This window comes from Agrobacterium sp. RAC06, assembly GCF_001713475.1.
In the GTDB taxonomy this organism is placed as follows: Bacteria; Pseudomonadota; Alphaproteobacteria; order Rhizobiales; family Rhizobiaceae; genus Allorhizobium.
Window position 1 is genome coordinate 1440369 of sequence record NZ_CP016499.1, and the last position, 26012, is coordinate 1466380.

Here is a 26012-nt window from a genome sequence, read left to right on the forward strand (position 1 = left end):
TACGTCTTCACGTTCATCGACGCGCAGCCAAACGTCGGAACGGGCAGTTACAGACGACGGAACTTTTTGAACATCCGTGAGCTTTTCTACAGCGTCATCCTCGACATCATCGCGCAGATCCTCCAGCGCCTCGCGCACCTTGGCGCGGAACCAGGCATCATGAACAGCGGGATCCGAGAGGAGTTCGATCGGAAGAGCACCTTCATTGGCGGTGCGTGTCAGCAGAATGCGCACGGCATCGGATACCGTCAGCCCCATGCTCTCCAGCACAGCGGCCGCGCGGTCGCGGATATCGGGATCGATGCGTGTCTGGACGAGTGCGTTGGTCATGCCGGCCTCCAAGAAGGCAGCGTAATTCAATTGAATGACGGCGGCAATGGACGTTCGGTGGTGCCGCGCCACACTCCCTCAAACGCGCGATCCTCGTCGCCTGCCGCGCCATCCCGTGCTTGCCGCCAAACCGCCGTTGCCTTAGGCATGAACGCATGTCCGGAGGAAACGAGATGCCCGCCAGATGCAGCATCGGCGACACGCCATTTGCCGATAAATCGCACATCCCCACCCTCTATGCAGCCGCCTTTCCGCAGGAGGATCTTGTGCCGCTGGTCGAGGCTTTGCTCGCCGATCCAACCGTCCTTTCGCTCTCAGCCCATATAGACGACAGGCTGATCGGGCACGTTCTTTTCACCCACGGAAAGCTCGAAGACCGGTCCGAGACCGTCGCCCTGCTCGGACCACTCGCCGTTCATCCCGATCATCAGCGCCAGGGGATCGGCAAGGCCTTGATCGCCGCAGGTTTGAGCCGCCTAAAGGCCACGGGTGTGGCGGAGGTGCTGGTGCTCGGCGACCCCGCCTATTACAGCCGTTCAGGTTTCAGATCTGCAAGCCATGTCATTCCACCCTATCCACTGCCCGCCGAATGGACAGAGGCCTGGCAATGGCTGAGGCTTGATGGCGGCGAGGACGATCTCGCCGGGCGGCTGCTGCTGCCGGAGGCCTGGATGCGTGCGGAATTGTGGAGCTAAAGGGCTTCGAGGTCCACGGGCCGCGAAGTAGCCAGCATGACGATGGTTTCCATCATCAGCATGATAAAACCTGGCCCACCGCCCGCGAGCCCCTCAATCCCGTTCCTCTCCAACTCGCATCGGCCAGTCGACCACGTAATCCTCGAGATCCTCGACATCGAGCCCCTCCTCCGAGATCGTCCGGCCGCGGGCGGAAATCCCGGCCTGATGCACCGTTTCCGCACTGCCCGAGACCAGCGGGTGCCACCAATAGAGGTCGAGGCCTTCATCGATCAGCCGGTAGCCGCAGGTCGGCGGGAGCCACTGGATTTCGCGCAGACCCTTCAGTGTCAGCTGGATGCAGTCAGGCACGGTTTCCTGGCGGTTCTCGTAGTCGGAGCAGCGACAGCTGTCGCCATCGAGCAGCTTGCAGGCAACCGAGGTGAAGACCACCTCGCCGGTGTCCCAGTCCTCGAGTTTGTTGAGACAACAGAGGCCACAGCCATCGCAGAGGCTTTCCCATTCTGCGTTGCTCATTTCGGCCAGCGTCTTGGTCTTCCAGAAGGGCTGTTCGGTCATCGTCTCGTTCAACTGACTGTGGTCTTTCGGTCTTGCTGTGGCATCTGGCTGCGGTGCTGGCCGCTATCCTCGACCAGTCGGTGGCCGGGGTGCAACGCCCGCCGCCAAAAGCGCGTCCGGGGCCGCGCCGGGTTCACCATGGCCGGCGAAACCGCTTGTTCTTTTACGGCAAATCGACCATCACTCACATAATGACGACACGCCCGTAATCTCTCCGGGTCCTGATCCCAATCGGCGGGCGCGTCAAGGGAGCCGACAACAAGTTTTCGGGAAAAGCCACGGTGGCCGACAACGACAAGCCTGACGATCTTCAGCCTGCGGAGCGCCTCGGCGGCGCCGACAGCGGCGATCGGCCAGCTTCGGGCGCTGCTGGGACCAGCACCGAAAAGCCACAGAAGCTGAAGCGTCACATCTTTCTCAAGATCGACAGCTGGCTCGACTCGACGCTGTGGAATGCCGGTTACGACCTCGCCGAGGCCTGGGAAGAAATCACCATCTTCTTTCGCCGCTTCCGTGTGCGCGGCCTCAAGAAGCTCGGCTTCGAGATCGCCGGCGAAGCCATGACGCTCGGCACGGCGGGCATGGTGCTCTTGCTCGCGCTTGCCCAGCCGGCCTTCGAGGAAACCAAGAAGGACTGGCGCAACCACGACAATTTCGCCGTCACCTTCCTCGATCGCTACGGCAACACGATCGGCCATCGCGGCATCATTCATGAAAACTCCGTTCCGGTCGACGAATTGCCGGACCACCTGGTCAAGGCGGTTCTGGCGACGGAAGACCGGCGCTTCTTCGATCACTTCGGCATCGACTTCATCGGTCTTGCGCGCGCCATGACGGAGAATGCCAAGGCCGGCGAAGTGGTGCAGGGCGGCTCGACGCTGACGCAGCAGCTGGCGAAGAACCTCTTCCTCACCAATGAGCGGTCGATCGAGCGCAAGATCAAGGAAGCCTATCTCGCGCTCTGGCTCGAGGCGAACCTGTCGAAGAAGGAAATCCTGTCGCTCTATCTCGACCGCGCCTATATGGGCGGTGGCACGTTTGGCGCAGCAGCCGCCTCGCAATTCTACTTCGGCAAGAACATCACCGAAGTGACGCTTGCCGAAGCGGCGATGCTGGCCGGCCTGTTCAAGGCGCCGGCGAAATATGCCCCGCATGTCAACCTGCCGGCGGCGCGTGCCCGCGCCAACGACGTTCTCACCAACATGGTGCAGAGCGGGCTGATGACCGAGGGCCAGGTGGTCGCGGCACGCCGCAATCCGGCTTCCGTCATCGACCGCGACGAAAAGGATGCGCCCGATTTCTTCCTCGACTGGGCCTTCGAGGAGGTGCAGCGCATCGCGGCCCGCTTCAAGGATCATACGCTGGTCGTGCGCACGACAATCGATCTTGGCCTGCAGCAGGCAGCCGAAGAGGCGGTCGCCTCGTCTCTGCGCGAATATGGCGAGAGCTACAACGTCAAGCAGGGCGCCCTGGTGATGGTCGAAAACGGCGGGGCGGTGCGCGCCATGGTCGGCGGACGCGACTATGGCGAGAGCCAGTTCAACCGCGCGACAAGGGCGCTGCGCCAGCCCGGTTCGTCCTTCAAGATGTACACCTACGCGCTGGCCATGGAGAACGGCTATACGCCGGAAACCGTGGTTGTCGATGCGCCGGTCGCCTGGGGCAACTGGAGCCCGCAGAACTACGGTCGCAGCTTTTCCGGCCGGGTGACCATGGAAACGGCGCTGGCGAAATCGATCAACACGATCCCGGTCCGGCTCGCCAAGGAAAAATTCGGCATCGACGCGATCATCCAGACGACCAAGGCGATGGGTGTGGAGACGCCGATCAAGAAGGACGTGACGATCCCGCTCGGCACGTCGGAAGTCACCGTCATGGATCAGGCGACCGCCTATGCCGTGCTACCGGCCGACGGTTATGCCTCGCGCCGCCACGGCATCGCGCAGATCGTCAATTATGCCGGCGAGGTGCTTTACGACTTCGAGCGCGACGCGCCCGCGCCCGAGCGCATCCTGTCGGAACAGGCCGCCCGCTCGATGAACCAGATGATGACCAAGATCCCCTATATCGGCACGGCACGGCGCGCGGCGGTTGACGGGATCCTGACCGCCGGCAAGACCGGTACGACCCAGGCTTACCGCGATGCCTGGTTCGTCGGCTATACCGGCAATTACACCGCCGCCGTCTGGTTCGGAAACGACGACTATACCTCGACCAACAACATGACGGGCGGCTCGCTGCCGGCCATGACCTTCAAGAAGCTGATGGACTATGCCCATCAGGGCATCGACATCAAGCCGATCCCCGGCGTCGACCAGCCGATGCCGGAGAGGGAGGCCAAGCCCGAAGTCGCAGATGCCGCCAATCCGGATGCTCTGCCGCCGATGGTGCGTCCGCGCTCGCTGTCATCGCAATCGACCCGCCTGATCCGGGAGCTTGCAACGCGGCTGAAATCTGCCGACGCGCTTTCGGCACCGGCGGGCACGGCACAGGCGGCGATAGAGCCCGAAACGACGGGATCGACCGGTCGTTAAGACAATCACAAGTTTACTTCATCTCAAGCACGGTGGCTGCGAATCACGACAGCGGCGCGTCGGCTTTCGGCACTCTGTGCGTCCCATCGAGGCACAGGCCTGCGCCCGCACTTCCCTACCATCCTGAATTGAAACAGGTTGCAGTTTCCAAGGCGTTCCAGGTCGTCAAGCGTTCACCAACGGTTAACCATGTCGCTTGTGTTCATCCATGATTTCTCGTATTGGCACATCGCCTTCACCCCAAATTAAGGGGGCCAGACATACATTTCGGCTGTTTCGACGGTTCATATATTTCAATCGGTGATTGGACATCCATGATGAGATGGCTCGGACTTCCCGCTAGGCCCCGATTGACGGTGGAGCAGTATGCGGCGTTTCTCGAAGATCGCGCAGCTTTGCGCAGCCGAATGCTGAAGGCTGCCGTTGTCTGTGTTCTGATCTTCTATCTCACCTGCTTTCTCTTCGATCTGTGGTTGCTCGGCGATGTCACCATGCTGTCGGCGGTTCTGCGCTTCGGCGTGATGCTGCCGATCGCGATTGGCCTGCTCGTCTACATTGCCGGCAAACATCCGATCGAGAAGAAGGAGATCGCGGCGATCCTCGTCGCGCTTCTCGCCAATGTCTGCTGGTGCGCGATCCTCGTCTCCAGTTCGAGCCCGGGCGTGCTCACCTATTTCTACGCGGCCGCGACCTTCCAGATGGCAATCACGATTGCCGCCGCCTCGCCGTTCCGTCCGGCGCTGCGCGCCAGCATCTTCACCTTCTGCCTCAACTATTCGGTCATCTGGTTCCTGGAGGGGGCCAGCCCCTCCTATGTCATCCAGCATCTGGCGGTCTACATGCCGACGGTGTTGATGACGCTGCTGGTCTCCTATCAGCTCGAGGTGGAGGCGCTTACCAGCCATCTGCAGATGCAGGAAAACGAAGCGCTTAAGCGGGAGTTGTCGCGGCAGAACAAGGATCTCGCCCGGCTCTCGGTCACCGACCCGCTGACCAGGCTTGCAAACCGTCGCGGCACCGAGATGGAGTTGATGCGGCTTGCGACGGACGTGCCGGACGAGGCGCGGCGCGTGGTGCTGCTGGTCGCCGATGTCGATCACTTCAAGGCCTATAACGACGCCTATGGCCACGGCGCGGGCGACGAATGTCTGAAACGGGTGGCCCGCGCCATGCGCCGGGCCCTGCCGATGGAGGCGCATCTCGCCCGCCATGGCGGCGAGGAATTCCTCGCCATCTTCTCCGACGCCGACAGGGACATGGCACCGACGCTGGCCGAGAGCCTGCGTCGCGCAGTGCGCCAGCTCGGCATCGCCCACGGCTTTACCGGCGACCGGAACACCTATGTGACGATCAGCGTCGGCGCGGTCTCGGGCACGATCCAGTCCGAGGGCGACTTCGAGCGCCTGCTCGACATGGCCGACCGCGCGCTCTACGCCGCCAAGGCCGACGGCCGCAACACCTGGCGCGTCAGCCTCGATGAGGACGAGGCGCGGGTGGTGGCGTGAGGGTGAGTGCGGGGCTTTCGCCGACTGCGCCTCCCCTGTTGCCGCCGCGAGTTCTGTTGCGTCCCGCCCTCTTGGCTTCGTAAAGCAGCTTGTCGGCCCGTTCGTACAAAGCGGGAAAGCCTTCATCGCCAGAGATCGAGGTGATGCCCATGCTTGCAGTCACGGCCCCGGCGAGTGCTGGAACGGCGCTGGCGACGGTCGTCGGGATCGCCTGGCGGCGTAGCTCGGCCTCTCCATCGACGTCATGCCCGCGCAGCACCAGCAGGAACTCTTCGCCACCCAGGCGATAGGCGCGGACGTCCGGCCCGGCCTTGAGTGCGGCAGCGACTGCCTTCAGCACCTCATCGCCAACACCATGCCCGTAGCCATCATTGATCGCCTTGAAATGATCGACGTCGATGACAGCCAGTGCGGTAAAGCGGTCGGTGCGAAGCTGCTCGAAATGGCGCTCGATCGCGCGTCTGTTGAGCAAACCCGTCAACGGATCGGTTTCAGACAGACGCTCGAGCAGCTCCGCCTCGTTCAGCGCACGATCCCGCTCACGTCTGATCAGTACAAAACGATCTGCCACGCCAAGCGTTGTGAGCAGCACTTCAAACATGCAGCCGAAATAGAACAGCAGCATGGCATCCTGGCTGGGCAGTCCCGGCATTACGCCCGTCACCAACCGTATCAGTCCGACCAGTATCAATGGCGCGTAGCCAATGGCCTGGAACCTTGCGGCGCGGCTTCCGCGGCGCAATGAGTCGATCATGGAGAAGAGAAAGACGGCAAGAACCGGGGTAAATGCTGCCGTGTAGACGGTCGATTGCACCGGACGGGCCACGAAGGGGAAGCTCGCGTGGAAGACACTGAGGAAGATCGCCCATGCGGCACAATAGGGAAGGATGCGCCGCAGGAGGGGATGCAGCATTCCTTGCTCGATGAAGCTGTAGGTGAACATCGCGCCTGAAGCGATCGTCAAACCGAAGATCAGCGTCGTCATCCAGCTTAGCGTCATGGGCGGAGGATTGAAGAACACGACCGACAGACCTGATGTGACGACAAGCGTCATCAGCAGCGACAATGTCAGCGCCGAGTGCCAGAGAACGAAGGGTTGCCGGAGGGCTCGATAGAATGCTGCATTGAAAATGAGGGGCATGACGAGCATGCCGGAGAGCCCGGCCATCAACAGCAGAAACCGCAGATCGTCACGGCCAGCGCCTGCGTCCGCAGGTGAAAGATAGGCTTGCTCCAATGTCATCTGGTGAGAGGGCAGATCAAAGACCGCGACGACATGCCGGGTCATCTCCGTGACATCAGGCAGGGCTGCATTGAAGTAGCCACCAGCCATCGAGCTGCGCAAGGAGGCGGAAGGATAGGACGTCTGGCGAATTCCACCATCCTTGTCGATCGCCAGCAGATGCACGGCTTCGAGCGCGCTTCGCCTCGAGAGAAGATATTGCGGCGGTGTCCTATCGGGTTCGATATCGAAGCGAAGCAGCACACGCTCGGCAGCGATCGAGAACGCCTGGCCCGCGCCGGAGCAGGACCATCTTTGTTCATCGCGCGCCACCGCAACGGGATCATCCGCCAGCGTGGCTTCAGCCCAGCAGGACGGGCGAAGGCTGGTCGCATCGCTCGCATAGGCGGTGTCGGCACCCAGTTTTGCCAGCACCACCAGAAACAGACATGCCAATAAATTCTTAAAGAAACCGTTGGAAATCATGGACTTTTCGATAGCGGAGAAAGCTTTTGATGCCGTTAAGAGGGGCATCTGCTTCTGATGGCGACAAATCAGGCATTCGGAGCCAAGGGGCGGTGTTGGCGCGTGTCGAGCATGGCTGCCGTCGGCCCGGAGCAGACATACGCGGCATGTGGTATCGGAAAGCCAGACGCATCAATGATATCATCGTCCGCGATGCGAAGGGCCGTTATTCCTAACTGAGTAATGCGGCAGTCGAGTAGATAGAAAGGCAGAGGATGGGGATGCAGCATTTTCCCGATGATGCGTGGGATGCCTGGACACCGGAACTGCTTTTCCAGCGCTTCCGCTACCAGAGTTCACCCTGGTATGTGGTCGGAGGCTGGGCACTGGACCTGTGGCAGGGCTACCAGTCTCGCGATCATGAGGACCTGGAGTTCTGCATACTTTCGGATGATCTCGATCTCTTTCGCGCCCAGTTACCCGAGCTAGATTTCTTCGAGGTCCATAACGGCATGTTTGCTTATCTTGCTCCTGAAATGAGGCCTCGACCAGAGACCCACCAATTGTGGGGAGCCGACACGGCCAACGCTTGCTGGCGAATAGACATGATGATCGAACATGGCACCCCGGAAATCTGGATTTACAAGCGCGACCCATCGTTGCAGTTGCCTAGATCGACTGTCGTTCGAGAAACACCATCCGGAATTCCTTATCTCGCTCCTGCTCTCGTCCTTTTGTTTAAGGCAAAACACATTCGGCCCAAAGATGCTGCAGACTTCCAGGCTGCGTTGCCGAAGCTTCACGTTCAGGAAAAAGCCGACCTACGATGTTGGCTGGAGGCGATGTATCCCGGACATGAATGGATCACACAGCTTTAAGGAAAGGCAGGATGACCGCTGTTGGCGCAAAGCCGCCATCTGCTCTGCCCCCCACGACCACCCGCCTTGATGCGTTCCCCCTCCGGCGTTAGGTCCGCAGGCCAATCATGCGAGGGGGCGAGCCAGTGTCGCGGACCGACTATCAGACTGCCGTGCATCAAATCGGCATCCTGGAGGCGCTTGCGGCCTATGATCCGCATGTCGCGGGGACGCCGCCGCTCGGGGTCGACACCCTGACCAGCGACATCGATATTCTCTGCTGTGCGCCGGATGACGAGGCCTTTGTTGCCGATGTGCTGCGGTTCTATGGCGAAATGAGCGGGATTCGCATCTGGCAGTGGATCGCGAGAGACCGGCCGGTGATTGCGACGTTTCGAGCATGCGGGTGGGATTTCGAAATCTTCGCCAGCCCCCTGCCTGTCGCCGAGCAGTTCGGCTGGCGCCATTTCGAGATGGAACGGCGCTTGCTGGGTCTCGGCGGTGACGGGTTCAAAAGCGCCATTCAGGCGCTGCGGCGGCAGGGTTTGAAGACCGAGCCGGCCTTCTGGTCGGCGCTGGGCCAAGAGGGCGATGCCTATCTCGGCCTGCTGTCTCTGGAACAGGCGACGGATGATGAGCTTCGGGCCAAGCTTGAAGCGGCCGGCTTCGGGTCACGTTGATCCGCGCTGCGGTGCCGGTGGCCTCGGACCTGAGGCGCCAACGGTGCTGGATACGGCTGCCCCTGGCGTCCCCTGCCCTCATCCGGCCTTTGGTCCGCTTCTCCCCGCCTGTGGGCAGAAGGCAAGACCTCACCCCTCCTGCGCCTTGCCGATCGGATAGAGGAAGAGCCGTGTCTTGCGGGTGTCCGACAGTTCCCAGATCTCGTCGGGATCGACATCCGGCACGGCAAAGCTGTTGGAGACGAAGAGGCTACCGGGCTTCATTTCGCTCGACAGTTTCTGCCAGAGGGCGGCCATGGGGGCGGGCGAGAGGAAGGCATAGACCAAGTCTTCCTGCGCGACATTCGTCTTCCAGAGATCGCCGCGGCGGATCTCGCCCTTGCCCGAGATACGCGACATGAGGCGGGCTGCGAGATAGACGGCCGGCGCGTTCTCCACACCGCGCGCCCGCCTTCCCTCGCCGTCCAGCGCGCGGACCACGCCGCCGAGGCCGCAGCCGAGGTCGAGCATGCGGGTCGCGCCGCGATCGCGCATCATGTCCTTCAGGACCGAGGCCGTTTCGGGGTTGGTGAGATAGAGCGGCACGCGGCCGCGAGTGGTGTTGGAAAAGACCAGCGCCAGTAGGAGGAAGGCAAGGCCGAAGGGCCAGGCCGGCAGATTGCCGAGCAGCATGACCGAGCCCATGGCGAGCGGAAAGAGGAAGGCGATCAGCAGCCACCAGCGCGGAAGGCGCAGAAGCGCACAGATCAGTGCGGCAAGCGCGCCCTGCAGGACGAGCGCGATCGCGATCAGCGGCAGGCGCTCGACCGAGGTCGACAGCGGCGCCGTCACGGTGGCCACCACCGGCAGGGCGACGACCTGGGCGAGAAGCGCGCCGAGGATCGGCGTCTTGCGGAAAAGGGCGAGCATTCGGTCTCCGGCAGGTTTCGAACCGCGCGACACTGGCAGGTGGTGGGGCGATTCTCAAGGGCGGACCCTACCCTTGCGGGGAAGCGCTGGAGCAAAGTTCCGGGGTGGGTGGCCGCTTGAGCATGCCTGAGGCGTGATCACCTCCACGCGCCGCTTCGCGGGCGATCTCCACCCTCATCCTGAGGTGCCCTCACAAGGCGAGGCCTCGAAGGATCGAGGCCTCAGCTTTGCCACCCGCCCTCGTCCTTCGAGGGTCGCTTCGCTCCCGCCTCAGGACGAGGGCAAGCCAACGGACAGGAACGGGAACGGGAACGGGAACGGGAACGGGAACGGGCAAGTAACGCAAGGTTCGCGTCCGGGCTACAGGTGGACCGGGTGCGGCGGGTTTATCGCGCCGGTCTTGCGCCCTCTCTTTGCGGCTGGCATCGTCGCGTGCGACCAGCCAAGGCCGTTCGGTCGCCACAGGTCACTTAGGGAATATGCATGGATTTCATGAGGCTGTTGAAGTCGCTGGAGGAACTGCTCTACGAGCTCGTTTCCTGGCTGGTCTTCTATCCGATGACCTTCTGGCGCGCCTTCACCCGGCCGCTTAGCATGATGCGCTATGCCGATGACGAGCTGGAGGACCGGCCGGAAGACCAGTATGACGATACGATCAGCCCGCCCCTGTTTCTCTTGATCACGCTGTTGCTTTCGCAGGCTCTGTCGACGGCGTTTCCGAGCGTGGCCTCGCCGACGGAGGTCACCGCACTCACCCATTCCTTCTCCAACTTGCTCATCGTGCGCGGGGTCATCTTCGGGATCTTTCCGATGGTCATGGCCGTGACGCTGATCCTGCACAAAAGGCTGATCCTGAAGCGGTCGACGCTGCGGCCGCCCTTCTTCAGCCAGTGTTATGTGGCTGCGCCCTTCGTCTTCCTGGTCGGTCTTTCGGTTGATTTTCTGGCCATACCGGGGGAGCGAGGTACCGCCTATGCGGCGGCCGTCTTCGTCGGTGCGGTCGTCTGGTATGGGCAGGCGGAAATCCGCTGGTTCCGCCGCGATCTGGGGATCGGCAGCGCCCGGGCGACGGGGCTGTTTCTGCTCGCCTTTTTCGTGGCAATCACGACCGCTCTAGCCTTGGCGGTCGGTGTGGCGCTGCAACTGCCGCGCTGGATTGCGCCGGGTTGACGATCAGTGCCAGCTGACAGGGCGTTCGTCCCGCTCGCCGTTTTCTGCGGTATTGTCGCCAACCAAAATGCGGCCGACCTCGACTTCCAACTCCGTGCGTTCCCGCGGATCGAAATCTCGATAGCCATGGATCGCCGCGTGGGACCAGAGGATGCGCCCCGACAGCAACGGCGCATCAATCGTCGAGATCACGTGACCCTGCATCGCCACATCGAAGGTGACGAAGCTCTGGCCGCGCACTTCGATCTGCGCGCAATTGGCGATTTCCATGCGCTTTTCGTGCATGACTGTTCTTCAGGCCGTCGACAAACCCTAGAAATGAAGGGTTTTTCTATATTCCTCATATGTGAAAAACCCGCGCATTTCATCCACCAATTTAGGATTTTACCCGTAAAAATTCACAGGCAATGAGCGTTCCCCACCTTATGCGCCGATGGGGGACGCGACCTGGGTGTCAGCGGCTGTCGCGCCGTGCGCATGCCCTTGTTCGCACGGCGCGAGGTCGCCTCAGACCTTCACGTATTTCCGCCAGTCGTGCTCTTCCTTGAAGCCGAGGAGTTCGCGGATCTTGCGGTTCGACAGCGGCGCATCGAAGCCGTCGATCTCGCCGGTGATCGGCGTGTTCGGCGCCCATTTGGCGAGGAATTCGCGGGTCGGTACGGTCGCGGTGATCGTGTCGTTGACGGCGTTGAAGACCTGGAAACCGAGGCCGTCCTTTGCCACGCAGAGGTCGACGATCTGGCCGAGATCGCGGGCATCGATATAGGCCCAGGCATTGCGCTTGCGGCATGGCGGATCGGCGAGATAGCCGGGGAAGTTTGCATAGTCCTCAGGCGAAATGACATTGCCGATGCGCAGGGCGTAGACATCGATGCCGAACCGCATGGCAAAGGCGCGGGCGGTCTTTTCGTTGACGACCTTGGACAGGCCGTAAGAGTCCATCGGATCGACGTCATACTCCTCGGTCAGGGGGAATTCCTTGTAATCCTTGTCGCCTTCGGCGAAGCAGACCCCATAGGTGGTCTCGGAAGAGGCGATGATCACCTTCTTGATGCCGAGCTTTGCAGCGGATTCGATGACGTTGTAGGTCGAGACGGTGTTTTCCGCGAAGGTCTTGTTATCGGGATGCATCAGGATGCGGGGAACCGCTGCGAAATGCACGACAGCATCGGCCGGCTTCGGGCCGCCCGCTTCTTCATAGCCCTCATAGCCGAAATGGCAGCAGAGCGCGTTGAAGACCTCACCGGCATCGGTGACGTCCGTCAGGAGCGTGTGCACGCCCGGCACGTCGAGCACGGCGCGGTCGACATTCAGCACCTTGTGGCCCTTACCTAAGAGATAGGGCACGACATGGCGCCCCGCCTTGCCGCTGCCGCCGGTGAATACGATCCGCTTGCCCATGGTGATCCTCCTCGTGGATTGGGTTGTCTGACGACCAGATAGCGCGGCGGAGGCAAAAGCGTAAGGGGCCAAAGCGCCTCTTTGAACCCCAAGGGAACCGGAGCCGCCTACCTCGTGTTTCACCGGACCAATCGGCAAACCAGGAGAGATGCCTTGAAACTCGAGGATTTTGCAGACAGAGAGCCCAGGTTCGTTCTGGAGGAGTTTTTCTCCGGCACGCTGCGCGGCTATGGGATGACCATCGGTCGCCTCGGCGGCTTCCAGAACCGGTTCACGATCGACGCCCGCGGGCGCTTCGACACGAGCGCCAATGTGCTGTCGCTGACGGAAGACTATTTCTTCGACGACGGTCATTCCGACACGCTCAACTGGACGATCCTGAAGCGCGGCGAAAACCGCTATGAGGGCCGCGAAACGCTGATCGACGGCACGGCAGAGGGCGAACAGGCCGGCTGCGCCTTCCGCTGGCAATATGCCCGCGACGTGCCGGATGCCGATGGTTCGAAGACGCGGTTCGGTTTCGACGACTGGTTCATACTGCATGACGAACGCCACATGAGCGTGCATGCCTCGCTCACCAAGCTTGGGGTGGAGGTGGCGACGCTGGAGGCATTTTACGAGAAGGTGGGGTAGTCGCACGAAAGGCGGAGGCAGCGCTTGACGCTCTGCCAGTCCCATACTCTTGTCATGCGGTCAGGCTCTGCTAGTCTCGGATCTGGCCGATGCAGCCTGCCGCTCCGCGGCGCTTATTCCAGAGCGCGATGGTGAACGCATCACGAAACGACGTCCTTATCCTTGCCCTTTCAAATGGTGGCGACGGATCAGCAGATGCGGACACTGATCGGACCGTTTGCCACTGCGGAGGGACGACGATGCGCGACATGCGTGACGCCAAACTGATGGCCAGAACGCTAAAGGCGGAGCTGGCCAAGAGCAATCTCGAGATCAGCCATTCCCAGGCCCTGGAACTCGTCGCAAGACAGCTGGGCTTCGAACAATGGAACATCCTAGCGGCCCGGATTGACGCTGGAGAGACGCCGCCAGCCAAGATCTCTTTCGAGCCGCCTATCCCGATTTTCCGCATTTTCGATGTCGACAAGGCGATGGAATTCTACCGCGACTATCTCGGCTTCACCGTCGACTTCGAACATCGCTTCGGCGAGAATTTTCCGCTCTACTGCCAGGTGTCGCGAGGCGCTTGCGTGCTGCACCTGTCGGAGCACGCGGGTGATGCCTCGCCCGGCGCCAAGGCCTTCACCTGGATGCGGGGCGTGAAGAGCTTCCATGCGGATCTGACGGTCAAGGACTATCGCTACCTCAAACCGGGGCTGGAGGACGCGCCATGGGGGCTCCAGATGACGGTAACGGATCCATTCAGCAACCGCATTGCCTTTTGCGAGCGGGTGTGAGGGGCAGAGAGCGCGCCCCTACCTTGACCGCGTCGCCGCCTCTTCCCATCTCCGCTCTAACCACAGATGGAGGATCACAATGGGTTTGTTCGACGGATTGCTGGGCCATGGATCGAGCGTCGATCCTTCCGATCTCGCCAAACGGCTGGATGGCGTGTTGATCGACGGCGAGCGGGTTTCGTTCGCTTTCCGTGTCATCCGCGACGTCTTTGTCTTCACTGACAAGCGGCTGATCCTGATCGACGTGCAGGGCATAACCGGCTCGAAGGTCGACTACATGTCCGTCCCCTACCGCGCCATCACCCGCTTTTCCGTCGAAACCGCCGGCACCTTCGACCTCGACAGCGAGCTGAAGATCTGGGTGTCGGGCAGCCATGAACCGGTGACCAAGACCTTGAAGAAGGGCACGGATGTGAGAGGCATCCAGCGGGCGCTGGCGACGGGCGTGTTGAGGTAGGCGAACGGGAGCTCGGACCTTTATTCACCAAGCTGTCTACCAGCGCCCGTATCTTGTCTTCCTTCCAAGCAGAGACAGGTGCCGCCCCTCTCTAGCTCAGGCGGCGGATGAGCGGCCGATAATGCTGAAGGACAGCAGACTCATATCTGCAGTTGCACTTCCTCACGACACATCTACACTGCTCATTGGCGGAATTGCTCATTGCCGGCCTGAGATCTATTGCACTAGGTGCTAGCTTATGACATCATATCGGGTGTTCAAGACGGCATGGTTTGCTAGAGCGGCACGGAAAGCCCGGATCGATGATTTGGCTCTATGCCAAGCTGTTGTTCAGACCGTTCGCGGACAAGCCGATGATCTGGGCGGCGGCGTATTCAAGAAGCGGTTGGACGACAACAGGCACCGCGCAATTCTTCTGACCAAGGCGGGCGAATTCTGGGTGTTCGCCTACCTGTTTGCGAAGCAGGACAGGGCGAACATCGATGACGACGAGCTCAAGGCTTTTCGTTCACTGGCCATGCTTTACCGCCGCAAGACGACGGACGATATAGCAGCGGAATTGGAGAGCGGTGCAATAACGGAGATCTGCAATGACAGCTAAAGCGGACTATAAGTCTGACGCATTCGAGGCGATTCACAGCGCCGTTGCAGGCATGCTGGAAGCAGGCACCATTGACAAGCAGACGATGCGCCGATTTGACGAGACCTGCCTCGTTGTTCCGGACGCCATGTCGCCGGATGCCATCAAGGCGCTGCGCGAGCGCAACCATGTAAGCCAACCGGTTTTTGCCCGTTATCTCAACATCAGCCCCTCTACCGTGCAGAAATGGGAAAATGGCTCGAAACGCCCCAGTGGCCCGGCCCTGAAGCTTCTCGCAATCGTAGAGAAGCACGGGATTGGAGTTCTGGTGTGACAGTAAGCGTTCCGAACTGAGGGGACGAAAGACACTCGGTGCGACGTGCAGCAACGGCTGTGTCAAGTTTCGCCCCCTCCCGCCTCAAACTTCCCTCACTCCCGAATCAGTGATACCCCTCGGGCACTGCCGCCCGGCGCGAATGCGCCTGCATTGCCGAAGGTCTCGACCCGCCCGTGTTTCGTGTTCCCCTCATCGTCGCCACTGCGCTCGTCATCGCCTTCGGAGGCGGGATCCTGTCGGCGTTGTCGATGTTGAATGCCTCCGTCGGGTTCGGGGCAATCGAGGTGGCGGGATGGCGGGCGTTTCCGGCGGCGCAGACGGCGTCTGCCGATCCTTACGCCAAGGCGCACCGGGCCAAGGGTGGGCGACTGCTTTACGGGTCTGCCGAAGGGCTGCAGTTCACTGCCTCTCGCGACAAGGACGGATTGACGCTGACGGGGACCTGCTCCTACCGGATGAGCGGGCGCACACCCACGGCGAGGCTGTGGACGCTCTATGCCGCCGATGCCGACGGCAATCCCCTGGATGCAGGTCCCGAACTTCCGGCGGCTAAGAATTCCCAAACGGTTCTGAGGCGCCGTGACGGGACATTCGACATCACGATCTCGCGCACGGCAAAATCAGGCAACTGGCTCGCAATCCCCGATGCCGGCTCATTCCAGCTGGTGCTGACACTGCTCGACACCCCGGCGGCCGCCTCGACGGGCCTGTCCGGTCTTGCCATGCCGGTCATCGAGCAGATCGGATGTGGCCAATGAGCAAGCTTCTCTATGCCATCCTGACCGGTTTCTTCGGTGCGGTGCTCCTGCACATCATCATCATTCTCGGCGTGCCGCATTTCACAGGGCGCGACGCCTATACAAGGGTGACAGCCGAAGGCACACCCTTTGTCTTCCACCCGCTGTCAGCTGCGCCCGATGCGGTGGGCCTGTCTAACCTCGATCCTTATCTTCGGGTCGCGGTCTGCCATTTCGACATTGCCCGCCAGCCGCTGTCCCTCATTGCCCTTGGCGGCGGCGTCGATTTCTGGTCGGTCGCGATCTACGATCGGGACGCCAACGAAGTCTTCTCGATGAACGACCGCACCTCCGTTGCCGGCGATCTCGACGTGCTGGTCGCGACCCCGGTGCAGGTGGCGCAGCTCCGCAAGACGCCGATCGCGGCGCTCGCCGAAACCATCCTGGTCGAGCATCCGGGCATGGAAGGCTATGTGGTTCTGCGGGTACTGGCGCCGCAGGCAAGCTATGAGGCGGATGCCAGGGCGTTTCTCGCCGATGCGGAATGCATGCCGTTTACCGGGCGCTGAACAAGTCTTAGCCGATCGGCCCGTCGCTGAGCACGCTGCCCAAACGGATGACCATCTTGCGATCGAAATGATGGGGACGGGCAAACATCCAGTCGAGCGCCTGTGATGTCGACCAGGGACGCTTGTAGGGACGCACGGATGTCAGGGCCTCGAAGACATCGCAGACCGCGCTCAGTTGAACGGGCAGGCTCAAGTCCTTCTGCTTCAGACCGAGCGGATAGCCGGAGCCATCGAGAACCTCATGATGCAGGCGGCAGACGTCGAGAACAACTTGCGGGATCTCCGGATAGGACTTCAGAAGCTGGTAACCCGCCTCCGGGTGGCTGCGGATGACCACGCGCTCGCGGTCCGTCAGATTGCCGGGCTTGTTGAGGATTTCGTTCGGGATCAGCAGCTTGCCGATATCGTGCATCATGCCGGCGACACCGAGGATGCGCACCGTTTCATCGTCCATCTGCAATGAGCGTCCGAGAAGCGTCATCAAACCGCTGACGGCGAGCGAGTGGACATAGGTGGTCTCGTCCTTGCTCTTGAGGCGGGTCACCTCCAGAGCGATCGCGGTGCTGTCGGACCAGAGTTCGCCATTGTCATCTGCGGCGCGTGACAGCTCGGACATGTCGAGGGAGCGGCCGGACACGATATCGCGGAGGCTGGAGCGCAGCGCACTTGCCGATTGGCTGACCGTCCCGCGCACGGCTTCCCTGCGGGCGCGATCGCCTGTTGCGGATTTGGCCGTTGCAGGGGCGACAGCGGGTTTGCGTCCGTCCAGATCAACACCAAGGCTGAGATTGATCGATACGTTGGTCGCGGAGGAGGCGAGGATCGCCGTGATGTCCTTGTCCGTTTTCAGGACGAAGCGGCGTCTTGGGAATTCCTGGCTGGGGCACGCGACGCTTTCGATGAACATTCCCTTGCGAATGCGATCCTTGGCAATCTTCATCAGCATGGGCCGTCGACCTGGCTCCGCAATAGGCGCCCGTACCGAGGGGGCAGCGGTTGATCGCAGCGTCCTGCCACGACTTCTTATTTTATCTTATCCTACTTAAACGATTTACAACCGGTGAATCGCTGGAATCGGATTGACGACTTGGCCTGGATCGCGGAACAGCGAACAGCCGTAGAAGGCCGGACGATGACCGGCAACGGCGAATGATGAGAGGATCTTGCTCAGCAAGGCCGGCGGTCGGGTCCGAAAAAAGGTCCCTTTGGTGACGGTAGAGCCGGCAAGGTCGGCAATTCCACCCGCGGCCAGATGGCGTTGGGATCCAGCCGCTCGTAGCGGATGCCGGTGAAGAAGAGGATCTCCGCCTTATGCTCACGCGTGCCTGCTGAGCGGCGCGAGGGGTTCAGCCGGTCCGAAATCCTGATGATATCCGCCATGCTCGTCTCCTTTCGAGAAGAAAGATCGAGAGGGTCGAGAGGGTCATCTCGCCCTGCCCTCCATTTACGAGGGCCGGCACAATCCGGTTCATGCTGCGGAAAGTCTCACACAAACCAGGGTCATCTGCGCCTTTCTCCGACGCGTTCCCCCTGTCGCGGTTCACCCCACGAAACGGGGTACGCATATGCCTAATATCAGAAACATGCGGCGAATCTTCTGACTTGACCATCCGCTTGTCCACAAGAAGCCATAGGTTAGTTAACAGCTTGCTAACAAATTCGTTCTAATCTCGCACACATCTGTATTGCGTTGGAGTGGGTAGTCGTGAGCGAACAGTTCAGGGAGCTTGAAAGGCCAGCCGGCGCGCGGAACAAGGATGTCGTTCTGATGGCCACGGTCACGAGTTTCCAGGCGCTCTCCTTTCCCGGCAAGTCGGAACTCCGACAATTTGCCGAGCTGTTTCAGCCACTGTTTGCCGGATCCTCTGCCGAAGCGCGGCGGGAAGCTGTCGCGGCCCTGTCGCAGAGCCCGAACCTGCCGCTCTCGGTCGCCGCCTTCATCGCCTCTCAGCCGATTTCGGTCGCCGCCACCTTTCTTGCCTCGTCGCCTGCGCTGTCTGACGACATGCTGATCATGATCGCGCGCACGCAAGGCGCCGACCATGCCCGCGCCATCGTCAAGCGCGAGCGGCTGTCGCCGACGGTCATCGATGCGCTGGTGTCGCTGCGCCATGCCCTGCCGCCGCGGCCGGAAAAGGTGAAGGCAGATGAGCAGACACCGGAAATGCAGCCTCTGCAGGCGGCCAAGATGCCGGCTTCGAGCTTCGACACCGTGATGGCAGATCTCGAGATGCGCGACCTGCCGGGCGCCGCATCAGACGCTGTGGCCGAGCCTGCAGCAGAGAGCCGCGAAGAGGCGCTGCGCCAGACGATCAAGCGCATGGCCGCTCAACAGCGGCCGCCCCGCAGCGATCGGCTCGGCCGACGCCAGGCGACGCTGGTGCAGACCGCCCTGCTCGTCCGCTTTGCCCGCACCCATGACGGTGGCTTCTTTGCCACGACGCTCGCCGACATGCTGACCTCGAGCCGCTGGCTTGCCGAGCGCATCCTGCTCGACATTTCCGGGCGTCAGCTCGCAACGACGCTTGCCGGCGTTGCGATGGAGGATCGCGAGGCGATCTTCATCCTGGAGCACATCTACCCGCATCTCGCGCGTCGCGAGAATGGTGCAAGCCGGGCGGAGAGCCTCTTGTTCGGCATTGACCCGGACCAGGCCGAAGCCCGGATCGACAGCTGGATCCGTGCCGACCGCTATACCTTTGCCGGCGACGAGATGCAGGCCGAGGTGCGTGACGGCGTTGAGCACCCGGCGGCACCGAGCAGTATCCCGCTCGTCGCTGCCAACCAGGCCGCCCCCAAGCGTCAGCCCGTGGGCGACGAGCATGGGCGGCAGGTGCTCAGGGCGCGCAAGCGGTAGACCTAGGACATAAGCGGTAGGCGGTAGGCAGTAGGCAGTAGGCAATAGTCGTGCCTGTTTGTGGGTTTTCGCAGCCGCCATCGGCGGTCACCCCACCCCGGCGCTTTGCGCCGACCCTCCCCTCAAGGGGAGGGTGGAATGTCGCCTTGTTGGCCGCTCAATCCTTCGTATCCGCCAGTGTCAGGTATGTACCGAGATCCTCCACCTCGATCTCGACCAGCCAGAGGTCACTGTCGAACTTCTGTTCACGCGCGATCAGAGCCTCCACGGTCTCGGGTTCGGCTCGCACGAGGCGGGGCTCGAACACGCGGTCGTCGCGTGTCTCGTCATCGATCATGGCCTGAGGGGCTGGGCCATACAGTGTCTCCAGACCATCGCGGAAGCGCTGGCGCACGAAGACCGCTCCCGAGGCCTCCGAGCCCTTGGCGACAACAGCGGCATAACCGCCGTCGGAGAAGACGCGACGGGTCAGGGCCGAGACGAAGATGTCGGAGCGAATGCGCATGGGCAAGGGTTTAGGGGATTGCGCGGGCGGCGTCGAGGGTTGGAAGGGGCTCAGGATTCGTTGACCGGCCTTATCAATTGCGCAAAGCGAGCGGCTGCCCCTTTGGCCTCTTTCAGGACCGCATCGAAATCGTCTGGCGGATGCCCATTGTCGAGCATGCCCTTGACGACCGAATAGGCATCGGATCGACTGCCGTAGGCGCGAAGTGTATCTTCATCGTTGACCCAGACGAAAACGATGATCTTTCGGCTGCTGTCGAAGCGAAAGAACAGCCTGTATTGCTGGAAGAACTTTGCCCGGAACCAGTATTTGCGGTGACTGCCCAGCGTGTCACCCTGACGGAATTGCGGGGCGCCCGGATCGGCCGGGATATCAGTCGTCACGAGCTTGAGGATGGCGGCCAGCCGTTTCGAGGCATTCTTCCGGCGCCAAGTCTCCGGGTCACGGCGCTTGCGCACTTCGACTTCGTCCGTGAGGGTCATCAACTGATCGAGAAAGAGCGGGTGAGCATAGATGGCCCAGCCGTTGGCGGCGAAGGGCGCGCGGACTTCACTCATCTTCGGGCGACAGAGGCGCGTCGAGATCGACGGCGATATCTCCGACCAGCGCTCCGATCCGCTGCACCAGCGCTCCCTCCATCGGCTTCAGCCGTTCGGGATGATCCATCACATCTCGTTCCAGAAGATCCAGGAATGAGCCGAGGGCCGGATCGCGCTCCTCAGCCATGGCTTCGATATACACCCGACCGCTCGCATCGGTACGATAACGGATCTGGTCGCCCTTACGAAGCTGCAACTGCTTGCGCACTCCCGTCGGCACCGTCGTCTGGTACCGGTCGGTGAGCTTCGAAATCTCGTCGGGTCGCATAGTCATCGCCGGCCTCGCAGGAAACAAGGCTCAAAGTAATGCATCTGCATTGCCTGCGCAAGACAATGAAAAGGCGATCCGACTTAGAAGACCGATACGCTGCATCTACTTGGGTTTCCCTGGCCCAGGCACACGCCGATCTTGATCAATCGTTGCCAACTGCAATCGGACGATTACACCTTCACCGCCAGCCGCAGCCCACCCCAATGCCTTCCGGCGACGAAGATCGGGGCGGAGATGTCCTTCATCAGGACGAAATTGCCGCCGCCCATGTCGCGGCGGTAGGTCTGGACGAGGAAGGGGGCCGTCGACCGCCCGGCGGCGAGGCCGACGCGGTCATTGAAGATGCGGCGGTTGCGGCAGTTGGCGGTGTTCCACACCGTATCGCCCGGGCGCTGTGGCGCCGAGAACTTCTTGTTGTGGGTCGGCAGGTAGCCGTTTTCGTCGACGGCGGCACAGAAGCCGATACGGTCCGACGAGGCGGCAACCGGCTCGATGATTCCGGGCAGGACCTGGTCGGTGAAATCGGTGAAACCGGTCATCATCTGCACAGGATCAGTTCCCGGGATCGGACGATAATTGCGATCGAAAAGGTCGGCCGTACGGATCCGGCCGCTGTCGACGCCCTGCTGGAAGGCGTGGGAAATGCGGGCGGCAACATCGACGGCGGTGTCGATCCAGTCACTGTCGGCCGTGCGGATGCCGGCACTTGCGGTCAGCTGGATCAGCGTTTCCGAGAGAGCCACCACCTTGTCCACACGGCCTGCGGTCTGCTGCAGGTGATGGTCGGACTGGCGGACTTCGGCGGACATGTCGCTCAAGGTCGCGACGAATTCCGAGCACTGGCGATCGACCCGGTCGGTTGTCTGGGCCATCGCAGAGGAGCCGTCGAGAATGCGGGTGATGACCTGCTCCATGGCGGAGAAGGAGTGGTTCATCGCCTGGGAGGTCTCGCGCACGTCGCGGGCGCTGGCGGTCGCACCACGGCCGGCATCGTTCAGGCGGACGATCTTCTGGCGGATCTGGTTCAGGGTTTCCTGGATGGCACCGGTCGCCTGGGACGTCTGCAGCGCGAGCGCGCGGACTTCGGCTGCAACTACGGCAAAACCCTTGCCGGCTTCGCCCGCACGGGCAGCTTCGATCGCGGCATTCAGCGCCAGGAGATTGGTCTGCCGGGCGATCGTGCCGATCTCTTCGGCGACCTTGTCGACCTCGGCGAGCGACTGGGAGAAGCTGCCGATCTCTGTGCCGATTTCCTCTGATGTCTCGACCATGTGGTCGATCTTGTCGATGGCGCCGGTCAGGCGGGTCGCGCTGTCGGTCAGCATCCGGCGGGCTTCGCCCGCAGTCTGATCCGTTTCGCGCAGAGAGCTTGCGACATCGCGATTGGTTTCGGCGATCGACAGCGCTGTTCGGGTAATGCCGTCGAAGGTCACCGCATGGCGTTTGGAAATGCCGGCCACGTCCTGGATCGCTCCAGCGATATCAACGAGATCGACGCCGAGCGTCGAGGCCTCTTCAGCCAGGCGCTGGACTATGCCGCGCAAGGTGGCAGCATCGATTTCCGGTGGCCGCGGGGTCTCCGCCACATCCTGCTGGTCATCATCGTAGCGCGCGTTCATCGCTGCAGTCATGGATCATCCTCCTCCAATCGACGGATGCTAACATCTGTATGATTAATGAGGCCTTTCTTTAGGCACCACGAGAACTCACCTAGACTAAAGTTTCAGGGAGCGCTGGTCGAAAGCCATCCGCACATGGCGTTGGAGAATTGTCGGACACCGATCCGGCATGCTAAATCACAGAAACGTGAACCAGGGCTGCCATGCACATTGTCCTCGCCACTCATACCCGCATTCCCGCGCTGCGTTACGGCGGGACGGAACGCATCATCGCCTGGCTTGGCCGCGCGCTTGCGGAAAAGGGTCATGTGATCGGGCTCCTGGGGCCGGCGGGCTCGACCTGGCACTATGGGCCACTCACCGTCATCGAGCCCGCTCGGCCGCTCGAGGCGCAGATCCCGCGTGAGGCGGATGTCTTTCACAGTCATATCGGGCTCGATCCGGATTTCGACGGCAAGGCCTGTCAGACGATCCATGGCAATGCGGCCGGTGCCCGGCTGCACCGCAACTCGATCTTCGTCTCTGCCGACCATGCCGCGCGCCATGGCGGCACGGCCTTCGTGCATAACGGGCTCGATCCGCGCGTCTATCCCGAGCCGGACCTTGGCCATGGCGGTAAGTCCCTCGCCTTTCTCGCCAAGGCGGCCTGGAAGGTGAAGAATGTGCGAGGCGCGATCCGGGTCGCCCGCAAGGCCGGGCGGCGGCTTGATGTGCTCGGAGGGTATCGCCTGAACCTGAAAATGGGGCTGCGCCTGACGCTTGATCCCAATGCTCGTTTCCACGGCATGGTCGATGATGCGGGCAAGGCTGACGTTCTCGGGCGATCTGCTGGCCTGCTCTTCCCGGTGCGCTGGCACGAACCTTTCGGGCTTGCGGTGATCGAGGCGATGTATTTCGGCCTGCCCGTCTTTGCCACGCCTTACGGTTCCCTGCCGGAACTGGTGCCGGAGCATGTGGGTTGCCTGTCGGACAAGGGCGACGTGCTGGCGGAGGCAATACGAGATATCGGGCGGTTCGACCGCGCGGCGATCCATCAGCATTTCCAGGAGAATTTCACGGCGGAGCGCATGACCGCGCGCTATCTGTCTCTCTACGAACGCATCGAGGCGGGGGAGAGCCTGCATTCGACAAGCTTCACCGCGCCGATCGCCCCCCATCAGGGCTTGCTGCCCTGGACGGACTGAAGCGTCGCCGCTTCAGGGGAGCAAGATCACAGGGCGCCGATGGATTTCAGCTTCTTCAGGACCGCCGCGCTCGGCTCGCCGGTTTCCGGCAGCTGGTAGTGGCGCTCGAAGCGTCGGATGGCGGCACGGGTGTCTTCGCCGGGCACGCCATCGATGCGGATGTTCTTGTAGGCCATGTTGGAGAGGCCACGCTGGATTTCCATGACGAGGCCCGGATCGAAGTTCGCCTGCTGGACCGGCGGCGGGGCCGTCGGTTCGACGGTTTTCGGTGGAACCGGCTGGCTGGCTGTCACCGGACGCCGCGGCGCGGTGACAACCTGGGTTTCAGCGCTGCGGATCGCGGCGGCAACCGGGTCTTCGCCTGGCGCATCCACATCCATCACTGGGCGCTGCGCCGGAACGGCGGCGGTGATGCCGCGATCAAGCGTCAGCGCCGCCAGGAGTTCCGGCGTCACGAGGCCGTTTGCCTCCATGCCGACGGTTTTCTGGAAGATGGCAATCGCGGTCTCGGTGCGCGGCCCGATGACGCCGTCGGCATCGCCATCATAGAGGCCGCGGCGCAGGAGTTCACCCTGGACCTGGCGAATGAGGCCAGCCGTTTCCGCGGCATTGGCGGGAAGGCTGGCGGGCACGGGAGACACGGACGTCGCGGTTTGAGCCGGTGCGATCGCCGGGCGGGCATCGGTCGTATCCGAGGGCGCCGCCTCGCTGCCCGGCTTTTCGCGTTCGATGCGGAAGGTGGTTACGTTTTCTGCGTCCTGCTCGCTCAACAGCGGGCTACGCGGCGTGCCGGCGAGTACGCTAAAATCGGCAGCATCTCGGGTGCGCAGGAATGGCGAGGGATGCTGGCCAGGCTGGTACCAGAGGGCATTGGCGGCGATCGTTCCGAAGACCAGCGTAAAGCAGAAGGCGCCACCCACGGCGCGCGGATGACGTCCGGCAAGCCGCGCAAGGGCGCCAGCGCCCGTCGAGAGAACCAGGAGGACCTTTGAGCCCGCCTTCTTCTTCTCAGGCGATTTTCGCTTTCGCTTCGTCATGCCCCGGTGCTTTCCCACCCCTTGTCAGATCACTCCCCGCTTCGGCAAGGCGCGGCGGGAATTCGACCATGTTCGTTTCACGGGCAGCCCTGGCACCCGAACCGTCCGCCGGCAGCGTCACCAGGACCACGGTGCCCTCGCCTGCTCGGCTTTCGATCCTGAACGTGCCGCCATGGAGAGCCGTCAATCCCTTTACCAGCGAAAGCCCAAGGCCGGAACCCTCGTAGTTGCGATTGAGATCGTTCTGCACTTGTGTAAACGGGCGACCGATCAGCGCCATCTTGTCCGGCGAGATGCCGATACCTGTATCGCTGATGCTGATCGTGACTTCGTTGCCCTGTCTTGTGGCATCAATGTTCACGGCGCCACCGGCATCGGTGAACTTGATGGCATTGCCGACGAGGTTGATGACGATCTGGCGCAGTGCCCGGCCATCGGCCGAGATCTCGCCGAGGCCCTTGGGCAGACGGCTGCTCAGCTTGACGCCCTTGGTCTGGGCCTGCAGCGAAAGCATGCGTTCGCATTCGGTCAGCGACTGCGCGAGATCGACATCCTCGAGCATCAGTTCGTAGCGGCCGGCCTCGATCTTCGACATGTCGAGCATGGTGTTGACGACAGAGAGCAGGTGCGCGCCGGACTGGCGGATCAGCTGGACGTATTCGCGCTGGCGGTCGTTTTCGAGCTTGCCGAAATATTCACCGGCCAGGATATCGGAAAAGCCGAGGATGGCGTTGAGCGGTGTGCGCATCTCATGGCTGACGGCAGCGAGGAAGCGGCTCTTGATCTCGTGGGCGGCGCTTGCCTCTTCTTCCTTGCGGGCCACCTCGTCGCGCATCAGCATCTCGCCTTCGATATCGAGCATCTGGGCGCGGACACCGGCAAGCGTGCCATCGTCGGAGCGGACGGCGGTCATGTCGAGACGGACGTTGAGGAACTGTGCCTGATCGAGGCCGATCACCGGGCGATCGAGCCTTAGATCGGTTACTACGACATCGGCACCGAGGCGCAGCTCGTCGAGCGCCTGGACGAAGGCCAGACGGTCGGAGACATGCACCTGTTCGACGAAGGCACGCGACAGCGGCTCGCGCAGGAAAGACAGGAACATCTGGCGGTCACGACCACCGGCCGCGCGCACGATGCCGGTCGCGTCGAGTGTCAGGAACAGGCCGGGGCAGTATTCATAAGGGTCGGCCGTGGTGGTGGCGATCGCCGTCTCGGCCTCGTCCTGCTCGCTTCCGAGGCGAAGGCCCGAGACCAGCGCCAGGGCTGCGAGCAGATAAAGAGCGGTGACGAGGGCAAAACCGATCGGCAGGCCGGTCGCAACGCCAAAGACCAGAGTGAGGATGGCGGGCACGGCGACGACCGCGGGCAGAACAGCAAGGGTTAGGCGGCGCAAGGCGACGATCTCGGCCCGGTCGACCGGACGGCCGACAGCATGACGCACCAGAAGGCGGGCCAGGAGCCCGTCCATCTTTACCGTCAGTGCAGCCGACATTTTACGCAATACAACCACGCCAGAAATCCG

The 26012-nt window shown here is 62.1% G+C and carries 28 protein-coding genes and 1 pseudogene; 15 read left to right on the top strand and 14 right to left on the bottom strand.

The window, feature by feature from the left end:
• Positions 1-84 precede the first annotated feature (84 nt).
• Positions 85-330, bottom strand: a pseudogene (locus tag BSY240_RS24340) (type II toxin-antitoxin system RelB/DinJ family antitoxin); the annotation flags it as partial.
• A gap of 173 nt (positions 331-503) precedes the next feature.
• Between BSY240_RS24340 and BSY240_RS06950 the strand changes: the two are divergent.
• Positions 504-1025: a GNAT family N-acetyltransferase gene (locus BSY240_RS06950; RefSeq protein ID WP_069041819.1), complete on the top strand. Its 522-nt coding sequence runs from the start codon at positions 504-506 to the stop codon at positions 1023-1025.
• Positions 1026-1118: 93 nt separating this feature from the next.
• Here BSY240_RS06950 and BSY240_RS06955 read toward each other — a convergent pair whose 3' ends face one another.
• On the bottom strand, positions 1119-1583 hold the full coding sequence (locus tag BSY240_RS06955) for a YcgN family cysteine cluster protein (RefSeq protein WP_054149816.1): 465 nt from the start codon (positions 1581-1583) through the stop codon (positions 1119-1121).
• Between the two features lie 398 nt (positions 1584-1981).
• On the opposite strand from BSY240_RS06955, the gene BSY240_RS06960 reads away from it, so the two are divergent.
• A complete protein-coding gene (locus tag BSY240_RS06960) occupies positions 1982-4117 on the top strand; it encodes a transglycosylase domain-containing protein (protein ID WP_236759360.1) in 2136 nt (711 codons plus the stop codon).
• A gap of 314 nt (positions 4118-4431) precedes the next feature.
• Complete coding sequence (locus BSY240_RS06965) at positions 4432-5622, top strand: GGDEF domain-containing protein (protein WP_236759324.1); 1191 nt, start codon at positions 4432-4434, stop codon at positions 5620-5622.
• Here the strand turns inward: BSY240_RS06965 and BSY240_RS06970 are convergent.
• Positions 5585-7300, bottom strand: coding sequence for a sensor domain-containing diguanylate cyclase (locus BSY240_RS06970; RefSeq protein ID WP_236759325.1), 1716 nt, complete (start codon positions 7298-7300; stop codon positions 5585-5587). The genes BSY240_RS06965 and BSY240_RS06970 overlap by 38 nt on opposite strands.
• A gap of 290 nt (positions 7301-7590) precedes the next feature.
• On the opposite strand from BSY240_RS06970, the gene BSY240_RS06975 reads away from it, so the two are divergent.
• Positions 7591-8187 carry a nucleotidyltransferase domain-containing protein gene (locus BSY240_RS06975; RefSeq protein ID WP_082347663.1) on the top strand — a complete coding sequence of 199 codons (597 nt, stop codon included), beginning with the start codon at positions 7591-7593 and terminating at the stop codon, positions 8185-8187.
• 125 nt (positions 8188-8312) lie between these two features.
• Entirely contained in the window at positions 8313-8846 is a 534-nt protein-coding gene (locus BSY240_RS06980; protein WP_069041821.1) for a DUF4269 domain-containing protein, read from the top strand.
• Between the two features lie 129 nt (positions 8847-8975).
• On the opposite strand, the gene BSY240_RS06985 is transcribed toward BSY240_RS06980, so the two are convergent.
• Positions 8976-9755 (bottom strand): class I SAM-dependent methyltransferase, encoded by a 780-nt coding sequence (locus BSY240_RS06985; RefSeq protein ID WP_069041822.1) that lies wholly within the window; start codon positions 9753-9755, stop codon positions 8976-8978.
• A 483-nt stretch (positions 9756-10238) separates the two neighbouring features.
• Here BSY240_RS06985 and BSY240_RS06990 point away from each other — a divergent pair, with 483 nt between their 5' ends.
• Positions 10239-10925 carry a permease gene (locus BSY240_RS06990; protein ID WP_069041823.1) on the top strand — a complete coding sequence of 229 codons (687 nt, stop codon included), beginning with the start codon at positions 10239-10241 and terminating at the stop codon, positions 10923-10925.
• 3 nt (positions 10926-10928) lie between these two features.
• Here the strand turns inward: BSY240_RS06990 and BSY240_RS06995 are convergent, their stop codons facing one another.
• Together BSY240_RS06995 and BSY240_RS07000 are read right to left on the bottom strand one after the other, a co-directional pair.
• Positions 10929-11195: a hypothetical protein gene (locus BSY240_RS06995; RefSeq protein WP_150127422.1), complete on the bottom strand. Its 267-nt coding sequence runs from the start codon at positions 11193-11195 to the stop codon at positions 10929-10931.
• Positions 11196-11432: 237 nt separating this feature from the next.
• Entirely contained in the window at positions 11433-12326 is an 894-nt protein-coding gene (locus BSY240_RS07000) for an NAD-dependent epimerase/dehydratase family protein (protein WP_069041825.1), read from the bottom strand.
• 153 nt (positions 12327-12479) lie between these two features.
• Here BSY240_RS07000 and BSY240_RS07005 point away from each other — a divergent pair, with 153 nt between their 5' ends.
• The 7 genes from BSY240_RS07005 to BSY240_RS07035 all read left to right on the top strand — a co-directional run bounded on the left by BSY240_RS07005 (position 12480) and on the right by BSY240_RS07035 (position 16415).
• On the top strand, positions 12480-12959 hold the full coding sequence (locus BSY240_RS07005; RefSeq protein WP_069041826.1) for a DUF3833 family protein: 480 nt from the start codon (positions 12480-12482) through the stop codon (positions 12957-12959).
• A 239-nt stretch (positions 12960-13198) separates the two neighbouring features.
• Positions 13199-13735: a glyoxalase superfamily protein gene (locus BSY240_RS07010; RefSeq protein ID WP_069041827.1), complete on the top strand. Its 537-nt coding sequence runs from the start codon at positions 13199-13201 to the stop codon at positions 13733-13735.
• Between the two features lie 79 nt (positions 13736-13814).
• Positions 13815-14192, top strand: a complete 378-nt coding sequence (locus tag BSY240_RS07015; protein WP_069041828.1) for a PH domain-containing protein — start codon at positions 13815-13817, stop codon at positions 14190-14192.
• Between the two features lie 238 nt (positions 14193-14430).
• A complete protein-coding gene (locus BSY240_RS07020; RefSeq protein WP_069041829.1) occupies positions 14431-14793 on the top strand; it encodes a type II toxin-antitoxin system RelE/ParE family toxin in 363 nt (120 codons plus the stop codon).
• Complete coding sequence (locus tag BSY240_RS07025) at positions 14783-15106, top strand: helix-turn-helix domain-containing protein (RefSeq protein WP_054149829.1); 324 nt, start codon at positions 14783-14785, stop codon at positions 15104-15106. The genes BSY240_RS07020 and BSY240_RS07025 overlap by 11 nt, the downstream gene beginning before the upstream one ends.
• Before the next feature lie 176 nt (positions 15107-15282).
• Positions 15283-15867, top strand: coding sequence for a DUF1214 domain-containing protein (locus tag BSY240_RS07030; RefSeq protein WP_054149830.1), 585 nt, complete (start codon positions 15283-15285; stop codon positions 15865-15867).
• Positions 15864-16415: a DUF1254 domain-containing protein gene (locus tag BSY240_RS07035; protein ID WP_069041830.1), complete on the top strand. Its 552-nt coding sequence runs from the start codon at positions 15864-15866 to the stop codon at positions 16413-16415. Before BSY240_RS07030 ends, BSY240_RS07035 begins: the two co-directional genes overlap by 4 nt.
• 7 nt (positions 16416-16422) lie before the next feature.
• On the opposite strand, the gene BSY240_RS07040 is transcribed toward BSY240_RS07035, so the two are convergent.
• Both BSY240_RS07040 and BSY240_RS07045 read right to left on the bottom strand, forming a co-directional pair.
• Positions 16423-17361 carry an HD-GYP domain-containing protein gene (locus BSY240_RS07040; protein WP_069041831.1) on the bottom strand — a complete coding sequence of 313 codons (939 nt, stop codon included), beginning with the start codon at positions 17359-17361 and terminating at the stop codon, positions 16423-16425.
• Positions 17362-17582: 221 nt separating this feature from the next.
• Positions 17583-17795, bottom strand: a complete 213-nt coding sequence (locus BSY240_RS07045; RefSeq protein ID WP_054149833.1) for a hypothetical protein — start codon at positions 17793-17795, stop codon at positions 17583-17585.
• A gap of 325 nt (positions 17796-18120) precedes the next feature.
• Between BSY240_RS07045 and BSY240_RS07050 the strand changes: the two genes are divergently transcribed.
• Positions 18121-19272 (top strand): DUF2336 domain-containing protein, encoded by a 1152-nt coding sequence (locus tag BSY240_RS07050; protein ID WP_069041832.1) that lies wholly within the window; start codon positions 18121-18123, stop codon positions 19270-19272.
• Positions 19273-19429: 157 nt separating this feature from the next.
• Here BSY240_RS07050 and BSY240_RS07055 read toward each other — a convergent pair whose 3' ends face one another.
• From BSY240_RS07055 to BSY240_RS07070, 4 genes are all read right to left on the bottom strand, one after another.
• Positions 19430-19777, bottom strand: coding sequence for a DUF1491 family protein (locus tag BSY240_RS07055; protein ID WP_054149834.1), 348 nt, complete (start codon positions 19775-19777; stop codon positions 19430-19432).
• Positions 19778-19827: 50 nt separating this feature from the next.
• Positions 19828-20334 carry a type II toxin-antitoxin system YhaV family toxin gene (locus tag BSY240_RS07060; RefSeq protein WP_069041833.1) on the bottom strand — a complete coding sequence of 169 codons (507 nt, stop codon included), beginning with the start codon at positions 20332-20334 and terminating at the stop codon, positions 19828-19830.
• The gene (locus BSY240_RS07065; RefSeq protein WP_054149836.1) at positions 20327-20650 is read right to left on the bottom strand and encodes a type II toxin-antitoxin system PrlF family antitoxin; all 324 of its coding nucleotides are present in this window, start codon (positions 20648-20650) and stop codon (positions 20327-20329) included. The genes BSY240_RS07060 and BSY240_RS07065 overlap by 8 nt, the downstream gene beginning before the upstream one ends.
• A gap of 167 nt (positions 20651-20817) precedes the next feature.
• Positions 20818-22278 (bottom strand): methyl-accepting chemotaxis protein, encoded by a 1461-nt coding sequence (locus BSY240_RS07070; RefSeq protein ID WP_371418432.1) that lies wholly within the window; start codon positions 22276-22278, stop codon positions 20818-20820.
• 191 nt (positions 22279-22469) lie between these two features.
• On the opposite strand from BSY240_RS07070, the gene BSY240_RS07075 reads away from it, so the two are divergent.
• Positions 22470-23450, top strand: a complete 981-nt coding sequence (locus tag BSY240_RS07075; RefSeq protein ID WP_069041834.1) for a glycosyltransferase — start codon at positions 22470-22472, stop codon at positions 23448-23450.
• Positions 23451-23476: 26 nt separating this feature from the next.
• Here the strand turns inward: BSY240_RS07075 and BSY240_RS07080 are convergent, their stop codons facing one another.
• Both BSY240_RS07080 and BSY240_RS07085 read right to left on the bottom strand, forming a co-directional pair.
• Positions 23477-24487: a peptidoglycan-binding domain-containing protein gene (locus BSY240_RS07080; RefSeq protein ID WP_069041835.1), complete on the bottom strand. Its 1011-nt coding sequence runs from the start codon at positions 24485-24487 to the stop codon at positions 23477-23479.
• Positions 24459-25958 (bottom strand): sensor histidine kinase, encoded by a 1500-nt coding sequence (locus BSY240_RS07085; RefSeq protein WP_083229719.1) that lies wholly within the window; start codon positions 25956-25958, stop codon positions 24459-24461. Before BSY240_RS07085 ends, BSY240_RS07080 begins: the two co-directional genes overlap by 29 nt.
• Positions 25959-26012: the final 54 nt, after the last annotated feature.